This is a genomic window from Streptomyces sp. NPDC088354, assembly GCF_044753585.1.
Taxonomy (GTDB): Bacteria; Actinomycetota; Actinomycetes; order Streptomycetales; family Streptomycetaceae; genus Actinacidiphila.
Genome location: NZ_JBIVNJ010000045.1, coordinates 32,429 through 48,918 on the forward strand (window position 1 = coordinate 32,429; position 16,490 = coordinate 48,918).

14 protein-coding genes and 1 pseudogene are annotated in these 16,490 nt (G+C 69.8%); 6 read left to right on the top strand and 9 right to left on the bottom strand.

All coding sequences use genetic code 11. The annotated features are described in order from the left end of the window. Positions 1-98 precede the first annotated feature (98 nt). Entirely contained in the window at positions 99-773 is a 675-nt protein-coding gene (locus ACIP98_RS36680; RefSeq protein ID WP_401980502.1) for a histidine phosphatase family protein, read from the top strand. Between the two features lie 62 nt (positions 774-835). Here the strand turns inward: ACIP98_RS36680 and ACIP98_RS36685 are convergent, their stop codons facing one another. Continuing rightward, positions 836-1,861 carry an NlpC/P60 family protein gene (locus ACIP98_RS36685; protein WP_401980504.1) on the bottom strand — a complete coding sequence of 342 codons (1,026 nt, stop codon included), beginning with the start codon at positions 1,859-1,861 and terminating at the stop codon, positions 836-838. Positions 1,862-2,230: 369 nt separating this feature from the next. On the opposite strand from ACIP98_RS36685, the gene ACIP98_RS36690 reads away from it, so the two are divergent. Both ACIP98_RS36690 and ACIP98_RS36695 read left to right on the top strand, forming a co-directional pair. Beyond that, a complete protein-coding gene (locus tag ACIP98_RS36690; RefSeq protein ID WP_319663239.1) occupies positions 2,231-2,776 on the top strand; it encodes a GNAT family N-acetyltransferase in 546 nt (181 codons plus the stop codon). A 205-nt stretch (positions 2,777-2,981) separates the two neighbouring features. Next, the gene (locus ACIP98_RS36695) at positions 2,982-3,764 is read left to right on the top strand and encodes a FadR/GntR family transcriptional regulator (protein ID WP_319663240.1); all 783 of its coding nucleotides are present in this window, start codon (positions 2,982-2,984) and stop codon (positions 3,762-3,764) included. Here ACIP98_RS36695 and ACIP98_RS36700 read toward each other — a convergent pair. The 8 genes from ACIP98_RS36700 to ACIP98_RS36735 form a co-directional block, all read right to left on the bottom strand. Continuing rightward, on the bottom strand, positions 3,749-4,585 hold the full coding sequence (locus ACIP98_RS36700; protein ID WP_319663242.1) for an amidohydrolase family protein: 837 nt from the start codon (positions 4,583-4,585) through the stop codon (positions 3,749-3,751). The genes ACIP98_RS36695 and ACIP98_RS36700 overlap by 16 nt on opposite strands. Further along, the gene (locus ACIP98_RS36705) at positions 4,582-4,920 is read right to left on the bottom strand and encodes an L-rhamnose mutarotase (protein WP_384273579.1); all 339 of its coding nucleotides are present in this window, start codon (positions 4,918-4,920) and stop codon (positions 4,582-4,584) included. Before ACIP98_RS36705 ends, ACIP98_RS36700 begins: the two co-directional genes overlap by 4 nt. Continuing rightward, positions 4,917-6,098 (bottom strand): mandelate racemase/muconate lactonizing enzyme family protein, encoded by a 1,182-nt coding sequence (locus tag ACIP98_RS36710; protein ID WP_319663244.1) that lies wholly within the window; start codon positions 6,096-6,098, stop codon positions 4,917-4,919. Before ACIP98_RS36710 ends, ACIP98_RS36705 begins: the two co-directional genes overlap by 4 nt. A gap of 31 nt (positions 6,099-6,129) precedes the next feature. Then, positions 6,130-7,032: a carbohydrate ABC transporter permease gene (locus ACIP98_RS36715; protein WP_401980510.1), complete on the bottom strand. Its 903-nt coding sequence runs from the start codon at positions 7,030-7,032 to the stop codon at positions 6,130-6,132. Positions 7,033-7,034: 2 nt separating this feature from the next. Continuing rightward, positions 7,035-7,988 carry a sugar ABC transporter permease gene (locus tag ACIP98_RS36720; protein ID WP_319663246.1) on the bottom strand — a complete coding sequence of 318 codons (954 nt, stop codon included), beginning with the start codon at positions 7,986-7,988 and terminating at the stop codon, positions 7,035-7,037. Position 7,989: 1 nt separating this feature from the next. Next, positions 7,990-9,360: an extracellular solute-binding protein gene (locus ACIP98_RS36725; protein ID WP_319663247.1), complete on the bottom strand. Its 1,371-nt coding sequence runs from the start codon at positions 9,358-9,360 to the stop codon at positions 7,990-7,992. 908 nt (positions 9,361-10,268) lie between these two features. After that, on the bottom strand, positions 10,269-11,030 hold the full coding sequence (locus ACIP98_RS36730; protein WP_319663248.1) for an SDR family oxidoreductase: 762 nt from the start codon (positions 11,028-11,030) through the stop codon (positions 10,269-10,271). After that, positions 11,027-12,046, bottom strand: a complete 1,020-nt coding sequence (locus ACIP98_RS36735) for an alcohol dehydrogenase catalytic domain-containing protein (RefSeq protein WP_319663249.1) — start codon at positions 12,044-12,046, stop codon at positions 11,027-11,029. Before ACIP98_RS36735 ends, ACIP98_RS36730 begins: the two co-directional genes overlap by 4 nt. Before the next feature lie 140 nt (positions 12,047-12,186). Here ACIP98_RS36735 and ACIP98_RS36740 point away from each other — a divergent pair, with 140 nt between their 5' ends. The 3 genes and pseudogenes from ACIP98_RS36740 to ACIP98_RS36750 form a co-directional block, all read left to right on the top strand. Beyond that, positions 12,187-13,188 (top strand): aldo/keto reductase, encoded by a 1,002-nt coding sequence (locus ACIP98_RS36740; protein ID WP_401980521.1) that lies wholly within the window; start codon positions 12,187-12,189, stop codon positions 13,186-13,188. Between the two features lie 101 nt (positions 13,189-13,289). Then, on the top strand, positions 13,290-15,947 hold the full coding sequence (locus ACIP98_RS36745) for a right-handed parallel beta-helix repeat-containing protein (RefSeq protein ID WP_401980514.1): 2,658 nt from the start codon (positions 13,290-13,292) through the stop codon (positions 15,945-15,947). Positions 15,948-16,288: 341 nt separating this feature from the next. After that, a pseudogene (locus ACIP98_RS36750) lies at positions 16,289-16,490 on the top strand (hypothetical protein); the annotation flags it as partial.

The following is a 16,490-nucleotide window of genomic DNA, read 5'->3' on the forward strand; positions in this document are numbered from 1 at the left end:
AGTGGCGGCAGACAGCCCACGGACCGTGTGGGAGAACGGTTGCCGGAGCCTCACAGGACGCCCCCGGTACCCGGCCGGGAAAGGAAGGAGGCCACCGTATGGCGATCCACCTGACCCTTCTGTGCGCGGCCGCCGCGACCAGTGGACGCGAAGCGGTTCTCGCTGACGAGCCCGTGGGAAAGCGGTTGCCCGGCAGGGTGAACCTGCCCGCGTTCGTCGCCCACCCGCTGACCATCCGGGCACCCTCGAAGCGCTGCGCACGGACCGCCGAGGCGCTCGGCCTCGAACCGACGGTGGAACCCGCGCTGCGGGACCTGGACTGCGGACGCTGGAAGGGACGGACCCGCGAGGAGATCGCGGCTGTCGACCCCTACGGCCTGTCCTTGTGGCTGACCGATCCCGAGGCCGCGCCGCACGGCGGCGAATCCGTCCGGCAACTGTGCGACCGCGCCGCCGACTGGCTGATCAAACTGCCGCGTGGTACCCGGCCCACCCTGGCCGTCGTCGAGCCCGCCGTCGTCCGCGCCCTGCTCGTGCACGCGCTCTCGGCGCCGGCGAGGACCTTCTGGCATCTCGATGTGCGGCCGCTGTCGGCCGTGTCGCTCGTCTCCACGGACACCGGCTGGCAGGTCACCCCCGCCCACGAGGCGGAGAGGGAGTCCCCTCGCTCGGCGGGAGGCGTTCCGCTCGCCGTCCACGGGACGCCCTTCGCGACGCTTCGCCACCATGCGCCGTTGGAGCAGGCAAAGGCGGCGACACCGCCCCCGGTGTGACGCGGAGGCATCCTGCGGCCGCGAGGACCCCGGCTCGGTGAGCGCGGGGCCCTCGGACTCCGTCAGACGCGGACGCCGAACTGGAACGGCATGTTGTTGATCGACTCGTAGCGGACGACCGCGCCGGAGTGGGGTGCGTGCAGGACCATGCCGTTGCCGGCGTAGAGGCCGATGTGGTGCAGGTCGCCGTAGAAGAGGACCAGGTCACCGGGCTGGAGCTGACTCATCGACAGGCGGGTGCCGGCATTGGCCTGATCCTGCGAGGTGCGGGGCAGCCTGACGTCGGCCTGGGCGTAGGCCCACATCGTGAGCCCCGAGCAGTCGAAGGACGTCGGGCCCGAGTGGCTGAAGACGTACGGCATGTTGATCCGGGTCTCCGCGGCCGCGAGGGCGGCGGCGGCACGGCCGGACGCCGGGGTGGCGTTCCCCAGGTCGACGTGCTCGCTGCCACCGGCGGCGGGGGCGTCCGCGGCGGCGACCGCGGCGCGCTGGGCGGCGGTCAGCGAGTTGAGCAGCCGCTGCGCCTCGGCCAGTCTGCCCTGGACCTGCTTCTTCTTCTTGCCCAGTTCGGCGCGGGTCCGGCCGAGCTCGGAGAGCTTGCCCGCCGCCTCCGCCTTCCGCTGGTCGAGGCTGCGCTTCTTCTCCGCGATCTGCCGGAGCCCCTCGGCCTGCCTGGTGCTCAGGGCTTCCAGGGTGGACGCCTTGTCGAGGTAGCTGTCCGGGTCGGCGGAGAGGAAGAGCTGCAACGTCGGGTCGATGCCGCCGCTGCGGTACTGGGCGCTGGCGAGGGCGCCCAGGTCGTCCTGGAGATCGTTGAGCTCGCCCTGCTCGCGGGCGACCTCGTCCTGGATGACCTCGACCTGCTGCTGCAGCCGCTGCTGCTTCTCCGTCGCGCTGTTGAGTTTCTCGGTCGCCTGCTCGGCCTGCTCGTAGAGGGCGTCCACCTTGGCCTTGACGCTCTTGACGGACTGCTTGGCGGGCGCGGCCTGGGCGGCCTGGGCGGAGAGCGCCACGGCCGCGGCGGCGGTCGCGGTGAGCACGGTGACACGTGTGCGACTGGTCTGCTTGGGTCGACGGTGGGACGCCACTCGGGCGGGCTCCTTCTTCCTCCAGCCGCCTGCCGCGAGCGTCGGAAACCGCGGTTCTCCGGCCCCGAGTGTCGGCGTTCCCCCGTCGTACGCACGCCACTTCGGATCGGCGGGACTCTGCCGCCACCCGGACTGGGTGATCGCTGCACAGAGGTTCGAGGCATGACCCTAGTGACCATCTTGTGATCAGATCAAATCCCTTATGAAATAAAGTCGTTCCCTTGTGCTCCGGATCTGCGCACTTTGTGCACATAGTGCGGATGCGGTGACGCAGGGCGCCACCGGCCGCGAGCCCGCGGAAAATCCGCCGGGCCGGCGGACGGCCCCGGTTATGCTGCCTCGTCCGGCATGCCAGGGAGGATCCGCACCATGACCAGCACGACGTCGCCCTTTCCCTCGAGGATCGAACTCGCCGGGGAAGGCCTCGTCCTGCGCGACTGGACGGAAGCGGACCTGGCCGCGATGCCGGATCTGTTCGACCATCCCGACATCGCGTACTGGACGCCGATCGCCTCCCCCTTCGACGAAGCGGCCGCCCGTACGCGGCTGGAGCGGGACCGGCAGATGCGGGCCGACGGCACGACGATCCTGCTCGCCGTCACCGCCGACGGCCGCGCGCCGCTCGGCGAGGTGATGCTGCGGCGGGCCCCTGAGGGCGCGGAGGTCGGCTATGTGATCGGACCCGCGCACCGCGGCCAGGGGCTGGCGGTGCGGGCGGTCCGGGTGATGACCGCGTACGCCTTCGGGCAACTGGGCGTGCGGCAAGTGATCCTGGAACTGGAGGCCGAGAACGCCGCGAGTGTCGCGGTGGCCACCAGGGCGGGATTCCGCCTGCTCGACGTGCCGCTGATCGAGGGGGAGGAGAAGGGCCGTCCCTTCGCGCTGCAGACGTGGGGCCTGTCGCGGACGCCGTGATCGCGGCCCGTTCCTCCGCTGCCGCGGCCGGCGCCCCTTCGCCGTCGTGGTGAGTGAGTCCCCGTGGGCGGGTGTCATCGCGCGGACCGGGGCGATCCGGGCAAATGCCGTGACTGCGGCGGCCGCTGGGGGAGGCCGTGACTCGGCATCCCGTTGCCGACGGACCTCTTCGACCGCGGATTGATTGCGCGATAAGGTCATACGTATGCCAGCCGAGTCGCAGCCCACCGCCCGACTGTTCCCGCGACGCCTGCCCGCCGGCCGCTTGGGCGTCGCGGTCGTCTTCGAACTCGTCGACCTCATCGTGACAGGCCGGTTGAGGGAAGGCGAGTTGCTGCCGCCGGAGGGTCCGCTCAGCGAGCACTTCGGCGTGAGCCGCACGGTGCTGCGTGAATCGGTGAAGCGGCTCGAGGAGAAGGGCCTGGTGATCGTTTCCCAGGGTCGCGGCACCCAGGTGCGGGCGCCGGGCTACTGGAACATGCTCGATCCGGTGGTGCTGTCCGCGCTGATCGACAACGATGCGACACTCGGCGTCCTCGACGAGCTGACGATCGTGCGGGCGAGCCTCGAATCGGCGATGGCGGGCGCGGTGGCCGCCTCACGCAGCGCGGACGGGCTGAGGAGGCTGGAGAACGCGCTGGTCACGATGCGTGAAAGCGTGTCCGAGACGGACTCCTTCCGGCAGGCCGACGTGGTGTTCCACTACGCGCTCATGGAGATCTCCGGCAACCGGCTGGCGGAGAACATCGCCAAGCATCTGTACAAGCGGGCCGTGGAGTCCAGCCGCTACCAGGGCATCAACCCCCCTGACGCGGTCGAGCTGACGCTGCAGGAACACGCGGCGATCCTGGATGCCATCTCCAGGAAGGACGTCGCCGCGGCCCAGAAGGCGATGCACGATCACATCCACGTCTCGTGGGAGCGCCGCCGGCTGCCCGACCACGCGCCGAGGGCGCGCGGCCGGGCGCTCGATCAGGACAGCGAGTAGACGTCGGCGGCGTTGCCGCCGAACACCCGTGCGCGTTCCGAGGCGGAGAGCCCCCCCAGCAGCGTCTCCAGAGCGGACTTCCAGGGCGCCGCTCCGCCGCCGAGTTCGGCCAGCGGCCAGTCGGAGCCGTAGAGCAGACGCTCGGCGCCGAAGTATCCCAGAGCGATCATCACCGGTGCGGCGAGATCGTCCGCGCGCCATGATCCGGGGGCGAGGCCCGACGTGAGTCCCGAGACCTTCGCGACGACGTTCGGCTGCCGCGCGAGCTCCCGCAGCCGCGCCGCCCACATGCTCCGGTCCTGCCCGGGCCCGGGCGGACCGCCCAGATGGTCGAGCACGAAGCAGAGGCCGCTGTGGCGCGCGGCCAGACGGGTCGCCTGCGGGAGCTGCCACTCACGCACGACGAGGTCGAAGCAGAGGCCCTCCCGCTCGAGGACGGCGAGGCCCGCACCGATCTCCTCGCGCGTCATCCACTCAGGGTCCGGGTCGATGTGGACCAGATGCCGCACCCCGACGACGGGGACAGCGGCGTTCTCGCGGATCCGGTCGAGCTGAGGTCCGACCTCCGCCGCGAGGTCGACCCACGCGACGAGGCCGGCGACGGCCGGCGAGTCCAGCCCGGCGAGCCGGATGCTCTCGTCGAGGCTGTTGCTCGACTGCACCACCACGGCACCGTCGAGACCGGTCGAGTCCAGCATCCCGCTCAGATCGGGGGCGCCGAAGTCGCGGGCGATCGGCGCCATGGTCTCCGGGTCGATCCAGTCCTGCGGGTCCACGGCCCGGTTCCACAGGTGCACATGGGCGTCGATGCCCGCACTCATGCGAGGTGCCACACTTCCTCGACGGGCTGCCACAGCGCCCCGGGATCACGCTCCTCCGCGATCCTCACCTGGCACGGGTCGGTGTGCGTCCACCATTCCTGCGACGCCGGGTCGTCGGCGATCCGCCGCATGTCCGCCTCGTGGTCGTCGCCGACGTACTCGTAGTAGGCGAACAGGATGTCGCCGAAGATGAAGATGCTGTAGTTGCGCACGTTGCACTCGGTGAGCTTGCGCTCGACGCTCGGCCACACGGCACGGTGCAGCGCCAGGTACTCCTCGCGCTTGTCGGGCCGCACACCCACGACGAAGGCCCTGCGCTCGGGTCGACGGGTCATCGGGTTCGGCCTCCGGTGTGCGTCGGGTCGTCGATCACGTCGGGTTCGGCCACCAGCCGCAGGGCGGCGCGCTCGGGCCGGATGTGCGGGCCGGTCGCCGCGGGCCGGGGCGGAGCGGCGTCGGCCGGTGACATCCGGGACTCGTCGACGACGATCCCGATGCCCGGGCGATCGCCCAGGACGATGCCTCCGTCGTCGAACTGCTGGTCGACGTCGAGACCGACGGGGAAGTGAAGGTCCTGGACTTCGAAGGTCAGCAGGTTCGGTACGGCGGCGGCGGCGTGCGCCACCGGGTTCGCGTTGTACGCGACGGGACTCACCGGCAGGTCGTGGGCGTGCGCGAGCGTCGCGACGCGGAGGAAGTGGGTGATCCCCCACACGTTGCCGACCTGCACGATGTCGACCGCGTTCGCGTCGAGCAGAGGGCGGTACTGCTCCAGCCCGGTCAGGTTCTCGCCGCTGGCGATCGCCGCGCGTACCTTCCCGCGCAGCGAGGCCATGCCGGCCGCGTCCCATCGGCGCAGCGGTTCCTCCACCCAGGTGAGGTCCATGCGCTCTTCGATGGCCGCGACGTACCGCGCCGCCTGGGCGTGGTTCCACGCCTCGTTGGCGTCGAACATGAGCGCCGGCCGGCGGGAGTTGCGGCTGAGGACGTCGCGCATGATCTCCAGCCGGGGCAGGTCGCGGTCGAGGTCGCGGCCGCCCTTGAGCTTGCCGGCCTTGAACCCGCGGTCCGCGAACCGGCCGTAGAGGACGACGAGTTCCTCGTCGGTCAGGCCGTACTCGAGACCGGACGCATAGCCCGGGACGAAGCGCTCGCGGGCGCCGAGGGTCCGCCAGAGCGGCTCGTCGGCGGCCTTGGCTTTGATGTCCCATAGGGCCATGTCGACCGCCCCGATGGTGCCGAAGGTGGATCCTGAGTGACCGGCCTTGAACACCCAGTCGAGCATGCGGTCGTAGAGCGCCGTGACCGAGCGCGGGTCGTCGCCCTCGATCGCGGGGAAGACACGGGCGATGTCGGCGTGGGCCCCGAGGCCCACTCCCTCGATTCCGCTGTCGGTCTCGATGATGAGGACGGGGACCGGCGTGGTGTGGCCGGACTGGACACCGTTGACGTCCCCGGTGATTCTGCCCCAGTCGTGAACGGTGTTCAGACTGCGGTACCCGGTGATCTTCATCGGCGGTGGTTCTCCTTGCAGGGGCGAGTGGTCATTCCTTGGTTCCTCCAGCTGTCATGCCTGCGACCAGGAATCGCTGGGAGAAGAGGAAGACGACCAGGACGGGCAGGATCGACACGATCGTGCCCAGCGCCAAGGTGGGCAGCTGGACGGAGTCGGATCCCGCGGAGCTGGGATTGAAAGCCGGGGTCGACGCCAGGAGCGAGGTGAGCCCGACCTGGATCGGATAGCCGTCGCTCGAGGGCAGCATCACGAACGGGAGGAAGAAGTTGTTCCAGTTCTGTACGAAGCTGAAGAACGCCACCAGGGCGACGATCGGGGCGGCCAGCGGAAGGGCGACCCGCGAGAAGACCTGGAACCCGTTGCAGCCGTCGATGCGCGCGGCGGCGAGGATGTCACGCGGGATGCTGGTCGAGAAGTAGATGTAGGTGAGATACACGCCGAACGGGAAGAACGACATGGGCAGGATCACCGACAGCGGGCTCCCGATCAGGCCGACGCTGTTCAGTTCGAGGAAGATGGGCAGCACCAGTGCGGTGTTGGGGATCAGCATGACGACGAGCGTCAGCACCAGCAGCGCCTGCCGGAACCTGAACTCCGTGAGCGCGAGCGCGTAGCCGGCGGGGATGCTCACGAGGACCGTGATCACCAGAGCGCCGATCGCGTACAGCGCGGAGTTCCCGATCCAGGTCGTCACCGCACCGTCCTGGAAGGCGAACAACTGGTGCCAGTTGGCGACGAGGTCCGACCACGACCCGATCGAGAACGGGTCCGCGACGACGAGCGTCTTCGAGGACTTCGTCACCGCCAGCAGCAGCCAGACGATCGGGACGGCGAAGAACAGGACGAAGACGGCGAGCAGGACGCCTGCGATGGACCGCCCGCTCCACCCGCTGAGGCTCGGCCGGCGGCGTGCGGCGGAGAGTGCTGCCATGGTCATTCCTTCTCGAACAGGCCGCCGCGGGTCACGAACACCCAGGACAGCAGGAGTGCGACGACCAGCAGGATCAGCGAGATCGCGGCCGCGCCGTTGAAGTCGTTCTGCTGGAAGGCGTACTGGTAGGCCAGCTGGTTGAGCGAGTAGTCGTTGGGGACCACCGCGTTGCTGGCCTGGCTGAGCAACTGCGGCTCGACGAACAGCTGGGTGCCGGCCGCGAGCGACATGACGCCCATGTAGGCGACCCACTTGCGCAGCATCGGAAGCTGGATCCGCAGCGCGATCTGGAAGGCGTTCGCACCGTCGATGCGTGCGGCCTCGATCACCTCGGTGCTGATGTTGTTGAGCGCGCCGTACATGATGAGGATCCATCCGCCGGCTCCGGTCCAGAACGCGATGATCGCGAAGATCGCCGGAAGGTTGCCGGGCTGGATCACCTGCACGAAGCTCTCGAACCCCATCGCCTTGAGCAGGCCGCTGACGGGGCTCGCAGTCGGATCGAGGACGAAGAGCCACAGCAGGACGCTGGACGCGCCCGCGAGCGCGCCGGGCAGGTAGTAGACGAAGCGCAGGGTCGTGCTCACCCACCGCACGCCGATGGCGTGGACCACCAGCGACAGGCCGACGACGAACACGACCAGCCCGAGGAGCCAGATGACGAGGTAGGCGGTCACGTGGAACACGGCCGGCCAGAACCGGAAGTCCCCGACGACCGTGGTGAAGTTGTCGAAGCCCGCGAATCCGCCGTCGGCGTTCGTGAAGGCCAGGAACAGCGCGTAGAGCGACGGCACGATCCCGAAGACGACGGTGAGCAACGCGTAGGGCGAGACGAAGAGATAGCCGATCGGACTGCGAGCCAACGCGCGGCCGGCCGCCCGGCCGCCGCCCCGGCCGGGCCGCCGACGCCCCGAGGCGTCGACGGCCGGCCGGCCACTCGGAGGAGCCAGGGTCATGTCAGTTCACCTTGTATCCGTTGACCTTGGCCTGGTTCGCGATGGCCGTCTGCCAGTCCGGCAGCAGGTCCACGATCGACTTGCCGCCCGTGACGCCCGGGGTGATGGTCTTCGCCCAGATCGCCTCCTGGCTGTACGTGGGGTAGCCCCAGCCGTCCCAGACCTGCGACGCCGCGGTCACCACCGGCTGCAGCGGGGTGGCGTAGTACTTGCTCGCCTCCTGCTTGGCGACCCACTTCTGTGCGGCGGGCGCGTACGCCGGGTACCCCGGTGCGACATCGACCTGGTACGCGTCGTCCGTGGTGACGAACTGGACGAACTTCTCGGCGGCCTTCAGGTTCTTCGAGTGGCTGGAGACAAACCAGGTTCCGCCACCCACGTTGCCCGTCGCTGCCCCACTCTCGCCCTTCCACGGCAGCGGCGCGGCGACGCCGAGCTGCCCGGCCTTCACGTTGAGCGACTGGGGGTTGTTGAAGATCGCGCCGGCGTACCAGGCCGGACCCGGCATCATCAGCACCTTGCCCGTGTACTTCTTCAGGAACTCGGGGGTGAACACGCTGACCACCGGCACCGTCCCGTTGCCGCGGAGGGTGTCGAGCAGCGTGGCCGCCCGCTTGCACTCGGTCGAGTCGGTCTTCACGGAGACGGACTTGGGGCCGGTCACGTCATTGGCCTGGCACTTGCTGCCCCACATGAACACCTCGGGCGTCCAGGCGTCGCCGGCCGTCCCGACGATGTAGCCGGGGTGCTCCTTGGCGACCTTCTCCCCGAGCGCCTGGTACTCCTCCCATGTGGTCGGGAGGGTGTAGCCGAACTGGTCCAGCAGGGACTTGTTGTACCAGAGCACCGCCTGGGCGAGGTCGTTGCGCAGGCAGTACACGCGTCCTTCCACCGTGCAGGGGTTGAGCGAGCCCTCGGTGAAGTTGCCGAGCGTGTCCTTCGGGACCAGGCCCTTGTCGAGCACGGCCGCGAACGCCTGCTTGCCGCCGCTCTTCTGGCTGGCCCAGGCAGCGTCGTTGTTCTGGCTGGAGAAGACGACATCCGGCCAGCCGCTGCCGGCGCGGTCGAAGAGCTGCATCTTCGTCCGGAAGGAGTTGGACCCGTTGGCCGACCCGTCGTAGGTGACGACCTTGATCTTGGTGTCCGGGTTCGCCGTCTGGAACGCCTTCGCGGCGGCCTGCCGGTCCGCGTCCACCCAGACGGTGATCTCCGAGGATGCCTCCTGCTTGGCCTCGGGAAAGCCGTACGCGCCGTTCGCCGCGGTGCCCCCGCCGCCGCAACCGGCGAGGGTGAGGAGCGCCGTTGCGGCGCATATGACGGCGGCGGTCGACGTTTTACGGCGCGAGCGCACCGCAGTGTGGATTCCGGCCATGAGATGTCCTTGTCTTGTCGACTTCGTTGACGACTCTGCGCCAGGACTGTAGGGCATACGTATGATGTTTGTCATCACTTTGGGTGGCCCGTTGTTGTTCCGATTTTGACGGGTACGTCGAACGGCGGTCCTGTGCGGGTGGTTGGCGTCGCCCGCGGGCGTGAAGGCACGGTCCGTCGGCGGTCGGGGGCGCCGCGCGACCGGCACCCGGGAGCCCCTGTCGCCACGTCGTACGTGCTCACAGCGGTGGAGCTCAACTCCGCCGGAGCGACCGGAGATTCGGTGCCCCACGTGTTCCGCGACGCGGCCCCGGACGTCCGGACCGCGTTCGGCGGTCCCCCTCGGGCGGGCGGGTGGGGGCCGGCCGGTGCCACGGCCGGGGTGGGTCGGCCGGCGGCCCGGTGCCACGGGGGGATGCCGGGCGGGATCCGCACAGCGGTATCAAGTGCGGGCGGCACGCGGCGACTTTCAGCCATTGCCGGGTCTGTGTGCGCTTCCGCGGCGAGGCCACTGGGTGGTCGGGTCCGCGCAGGCGCCGCCGGCCCGTTCCTCCGCCTGATGCCGACCGCAGCGTTGCCCGGGGACCCGCTGCGCGCGGGGGAACCGGCCCGCGTCCCCGCCGAAGAGGGCGAGCGGATCCCGGTGACGTGGCGCCTCCGGAGCGGTGGAACCACGCTCTCGTGGCTGGTGGTGTGCAACGGGTCGCCGACCGGGGGCCGTCGGCTCCGACCCGTCCTGCCCCGGGCTGCCTCGACACCGAGGCAGCCCGGGGCCCGTGTCAACGCTGCTGTCCGTGCACCGGTCGTGCCGCGAGGGCCGGCCGCCTCGTGGAGGTCGCCGACGCCCGCGTCGCGAACCGGTCCCGTCGTACCCAGGGGATCGGCACGTGCCCGTCCGTCAGACCGCACTCATCGGCCGAGCCAGCCACCGTCGACCGGCAGAACGGTTCCGGAGACGTAGCGCGCGGCGTCCGACGCCAGGAAGACAGCGGCTCCCGCGATGTCCTCCGCCGTTCCCCACCGCCCCGCCGGTATCCGCTCGAGGATCGCGCGGGACCGGTCGGGGTCGTCCTGCAGGGCCTGGGTGTTGTCCGTCGCGATGTAGCCCGGGGCGATGCCGTTCACCGTCACACCGCGTCCGGCCCACTCGTTCGACAGGGCCCGGATCAGCCCCGCCACGCCGGACTTGGCGGCCGCGTAGCCGGGCACGTTGATCCCGCCCTGGAACGAGAGCAGGGAGGCGGTGAAGACGATGCGTCCGTGCCGCGCCTCCAGCATCCGCCGCCCGAGGACCTGGCTGAGCACGAACGTGCTCGTGAGGTCCACTTCGAGCACTTCGTCGAACCATTCCACGGGGTGCTCGGCGGCGGGAGCGCGGCGGATGGTCCCCGCGTTGTTGACCAGGATGTCCACCGGGCGCTCGCCCGTGGCGAGTTCCTCGGCGAACCGGGTCACCTGCTGCCGGTCGGCGAAGTCGACGCGGTGTCCCGAGAACGCGCGGCCGAGCCGGCGCACGCGGTCGCCGATCGCCGATGACGCCGGATCGAGGGTGGCGGAGACTCCGACGATGTCGGCACCGGCGGCGGCCAGGGCCTCGGCGACGGCGAACCCGATGCCGCGCTTGGCCCCCGTCACGACCGCGAGGCGCCCGGTCAGGTCGAACGGGTTCATGACGCGCTCACCTCGACGAGCAGCTTCATCGCCTGCCCGGCCTCGAGGACGCCGAAGGCCGACTGGATCTCGGTCAGCGGCACGATGCCCGTGATGAGCTTCTCGGCCGGGATGGCGCCCTCGGCCAGGAGCTCGATGGCGCGCTCGAAATCGTGGCGCTGGTAGACGCGCGCACCGAGCAACCTCAGCTCCCGCCAGAACACGCGGTGCAGGTCGACGGGGCGCGGTTGCGAGTGGATGGCCACCACCACGAGCGTGCCGCGGACCTTCGCCAAGCCGGTGGCACCGAGCACGGCCCCGGCCGATCCGGAGACCTCGAACACGACGTCCGCTCCGGCGCCGTCCGTCCACTCCTCCACCCAGGCGACCTGGTCGACCGACGAGGGGTCCAGCGTCGTCAGCCCCATCTCCTCGGCGGCTGCCCGCCGGGTCGGGTCGATCTCGGCGATCACGACCTCGGCACCGGACGCGGAGGCGACGGTGGCGATGAGAACGCCGATCGGGCCCGCGCCGATGACGACCGCCCTGTCACCCGGGCCGAGTTCGGAACGCCGTACGTCGTGAACCGCCACCGCGACGGGCTCCACCAGGGCGGCGTCCCGCAGCGAGATCCCCGCGGGCAGCCGTACGAGTGTCGACGCCGGTACGTTCCAGAACTCCTGGAGGGCTCCGGGGCTGTCGATGCCGATGAAGTCCAGGTTCTGGCAGATGTGCTCGTTGCCCGCCCGGCAGGCCGGACACGTGCCGTCCCAGGCCAGCGGCATGACCGTCACCGCATCACCCACCGACCAGCCCTCCACGCCGGGGCCGAGGGCGACGATCGTGCCCGACATCTCGTGTCCGATCGTCGCCGACTCGCCGACCCGGCCGTCCATGTCCCCGTGGAACACGTGGAGATCCGTGCCGCAGATGCCGACGTAGGCCACGGCGATCCGGACCTCGCCCGGACCCGGGTCGGCCGGTTCCCGCTCCTCGACCGCCATTGTGCGCGCGCCTGTGTAACGTGCCGCCAACATACCGATCGGCTCCTCCTCGCCATGTCGTGGGCCGCACCGGCCCACAGCCCGCGCAGCCTAACAGGAAACATCATACGTATGCTCTCCTGATTACACTCCTCCTCGTGACCAGCAATCCACCGCCACGCGACCACGCATCCATGGAACCGACGCTGCCGACCCGGGGACTGCGCACCGGGCACCAGCTCACGGAGTTGGGCCTGGGCGCCGCCCAGTTCGGCAACCTGTTCACCGAGACGACCGACGACGAGTCCTGGCGCGCCGTCAGAGCGGCGGCCGAGGAGGGGATCCGCTACTTCGACACCGCCCCGCACTACGGCCTCGGGCTGTCCGAACGCCGCCTGGGGGACGCCCTCCGCACGGCCGCCCCGCGAGGTGCGATCCTCTCCTCGAAGGCCGGGCGCCTGCTCGTGGACAGCCCGGAGACGAGTCACCGGCTCGACGACGACGGGTTCGTCGTGCCGGCCGCGAAGCGGCGGGTCTGGGACTTCAGTCGCGACGGGATCCTCCGTTCCGTGGAGGAGTCGCTGGAGCGGCTAGGGGCGGACCGGCTCGACATCGCCTATCTGCACGATCCGGACGACCACTGGGGGGCGGCATCGTCGAGCGGGATCTCCGCCCTGGCCGAACTCCGGGACCAGGGCGTCGTCGGTGCCGTCGGCGCCGGCATGAACCAGGCGGCGATGCTCGCCGAGTTCGTGCGGCGGACCGACGTCGACGTGGTGATGGTCGCGGGGCGGTTCACCCTTCTCGATCAGTCGGCTCTGGACGACCTGCTGCCCGTCGCCGCCGCCCGCGGTGTCGGTGTCGTCGCCGCGGCGGTCTACAACTCCGGTCTGCTGAGCACCAGGTCCGTGGACGGCTCGGCGCCCTACGACTACGGGGCGGCGCCGCGGGCCGTCGTGGAACGTGCCGCCCGCATCGCCGCCGTCTGCGAGCGGCACGGCGTGGAGCTCCCCGCGGCCGCCCTCCAGTACCCGTTGCGCCATCCCGCCGTCGTCTCGGTGGTGACGGGGATGCGCACCGAGGAGCACGTGCGCAGCAATGCCGCGCGGTACCGGGCGGAGATCCCGGCGGCGCTGTGGGAGGAACTGCACGTCACAGGGCTCGTCCCGGACCCGGTCCGGACGAGCCGGTCCTGAGGAATTACAAGTCATACGTCACACGAATCTTGTAGCAAACATCATACGTATGCTAACTCTGTGTCGGGCATCAACGCCCCTATCACAGGAAGCGATCGAACATGACATCGACGTCAGACTCGACCCGCTCGATGAGCAGACGACGGAGGCTCAGAGCCGGCGCCCTCGCGGCGTTCGGCGCCTGCGCCGTCATCGCGTCAGCGCTCATTCCCCTGCAGGCGCAAGCCGCGCCCCGGACGGTGTACTTCGCTGCCCCGGACGGCAAGGACGCCGGAAACTGCAGCGAGTCGAAGCCGTGCTCCCTGGAGCGGGCCCAGCATGTTGTCGGCCCGGCCACCAAGCACGGTGACGTGACGGTTCAGCTCGCCGACGGCACCTACCGCCTCGCCGAGCCCCTCCGGTTCGGACCCGACGACGACGGCGGCGACCACACCGTCGAGTGGACCGCCGCCCCGGGCGCCCACCCCGTCGTCACCGGCGCCTCGAAGGTCAACGGCTGGTCCAAGTCCGCGGCGGGCTCGGGCATCTGGGAAGCCGACACCCCCAGCGGCCTCGACACCCGCCAGCTCTACGTCAACGGCGTGATCGCCCCTCGCGCCGCCATTCGGCTGGCCAACGCGGACGTCACTCCCACCGCGACCGGTCTCACCATCAAGAACTCGGCCCTCAGCTACCTCGCCACGCTTCCCGACCAGGGGCGCATCGAGTTCGAGTCCCTCGGCGACTTCACGAACCGCTACTCGCCGGTCCAGAGCATCAGCCCCACCGCGATCACGATGGCGCAGCCCGCGTGGGACAACAACACCTGGGGCTGGGACACCGTCCAGAACTCGTTCCTGGCCGGTCCGAGCTGGTACCTCGACAACTCGCTGAGCTTCCTGACCCAGGTCGGCCAGTGGTACATCTCCCCGAGCGCCGGGAAGCTCTACTACAAGCCGGCGGACGGGGTCGACCCCAACCGGCTCGACATCGAGCTGCCCCGCATGGAGTCGCTGATCAGCATCGGCGGGACCTACGACGAGCCGGTGACCGGACTCGCCTTCAAGGGCATCCAGTTCTCCGGAACCTCCTGGCTCGGCCCCTCCACCGACGGGTACGCGGACCAGCAGAACGGCCTGTTCATCAAGGGCGCCTACGACTACCGCCCCGCCAACGCCTTCAGCAACTGCTCCCGCGGCTGTGAGATGTTCGAGCGGGCGCGCACCAGCTGGTACCAGGAGCCGGCCGCCGTGCAGGTCTCCGCGGCCAGCCGCATCTCGTTCACCGGCAACACGTTCACCAACCTCGGCCAGTCGGCGCTGGGCATCGGAAACGACGCGAACGCCACGGTGACCGGGGTCGGGCTGGGCGCCGGCGACATCGACGTGGTCGGCAACCGGTTCACGGAGAACAGCGGCCACGGCGTCGCGGTCGGCGGCGTGCTGCCCGACGCGCACCACCCGAGCGATCCGCGGATGACCAACCACGACGTCCTGATATCCGACAACACGATCAACCGCGTGTCGGTGGACTACAAGGACAACAGCGGCATCCTCAGCACCTACGTCACGGGTGCCCGCATCCTGCACAACGAGGTCTCCAACGTCCCCTACGACGGCATCGACACCGGCTACGGCTGGGGCATCAACGACGCCGGGGGCTCGAACGACTACGTCGACCGCGGCTACTACAAGTGGAACACCCAGTACACGACGCCGACGACGCTGAAGGACAACCAGGTCGAGGGCAACCTCGTGCACAACACGAAGGCGCGCTTCGCCGACGGCGGATCGGTCTACAACCTCTCCGCCAGCCCGGGAAGCGTGGTCTCCGACAACTACCTGTTCAACATCTCGGGAGTCGGCCTCTACCTCGACGAGGGCAGCCGCTCGATGACCTACGAGAACAACGTGGTCCAAGGCGGATCCTTCCTCTTCACCAACGCGTCCAGCCTCCGCAACAACACCAGTGACAACGTCATCCGGAACAACTGGTATAACTCGGGCGGCGCCTCGACGCCGAACGCCGCGGCGCACAACAACCAGCTGATCAACAACGTGAAGATCACCGGCGCCAACTGGCCGGCGGGCGCACGGGACGTGATCTGCCAGGCGGGTGTCGCACCGCAGTACCGGACCTCGCTCAACGCGAACCAGTTCGGCTTCACCGGGTGCCCGACCGGTGGACCGGTCGCACCGGCCTTCCGCACCGCCGGAAGCTCCGCTGTCAGCTCGTACTTCGGCCAGAGCGCGGGTGCGTTCGGGATCGCGGCGGCGGGCGCCGACGTGTGGGGCGCCGGCGGTCAGCACGACGACCAGTTCGGCGCGGTCTACGGGCCTGCCCCGTTCACGGCCGACTCGAGCGTGTCCACCCGGGTCGTGTCGGTCAACGACGCCAACGCCTGGGCCAAGTCCGGGGTCATGGTCCGCAACGACATGACCAAGGCGGGCAGTTCGGCCGGGTACGCCGTCGTCGCGGTCACCGCCCGCAACGGCGTCGTGTTCGAGTGGGACGCCAACGGCGACGGGTACCTGGACACCGACGCCCGCGCCTCCGTCGACATCTACCGCCCCGTCTGGGTGAAGCTCACCCGGTCAGGCACCTCGTTCAGCGCCTCGTACTCCTACGACGGCGCCAACTACGTCCCGATCGGTCAGCCCGTGACGCTGGCCTCGGCGGCGGCGAAGCAGGACGCGGGCATCTTCTCCACGTCCCACGACGTCACCCAGTCGGCGATCAACCAGTTCGACTCCGCCTCCTTCACGGCGGCGACGCCGTAGGTGCCGCTCATGGTGGATCGACGGCAGGCGCAGCACGTCGTCGGCCATCCGGCCGTGCGGGGCGGGGCGTACGCCCCGCCCCGCACGGCCTTCATGGTGAGCATCGGCCCGAGTGTGGCGACTCGGTCGGGCGATCTTCCGGATGTCCGGGCATGAGGGCAGGGCCTCCTGCACAGCTCATGGGTGTCGAATCCAATTGAGCAACAGGAGGCCCTGTGCTGCAGTCTTGCGTTCCGGTAGCGGCGGAGTCCAACTCGCTGCCGCTGTCGTGTGACTGTCTCGCGCACCGGTTCGGGAACGCCGCGGATCGCCCGTACAGGAGGCCGAAGTATCCTTCCGACATGACGGACACCGAGTGGGCGGCGATGCGCGAGCTGCTGCCGGTTCCGGCGTGGATCGAGGGCCGGGGCGGGCAGCCGGAGGGCTACTGCCATCGGCAGATGCTCGACCAATGCCACGAAGTTAAGAGCCCAGCGGCGGTGTCAAGCGTGGGCGGGATGCGAAGGGCCTCTGCTATTCAGGGGGATCGACCAAGATCTTCCT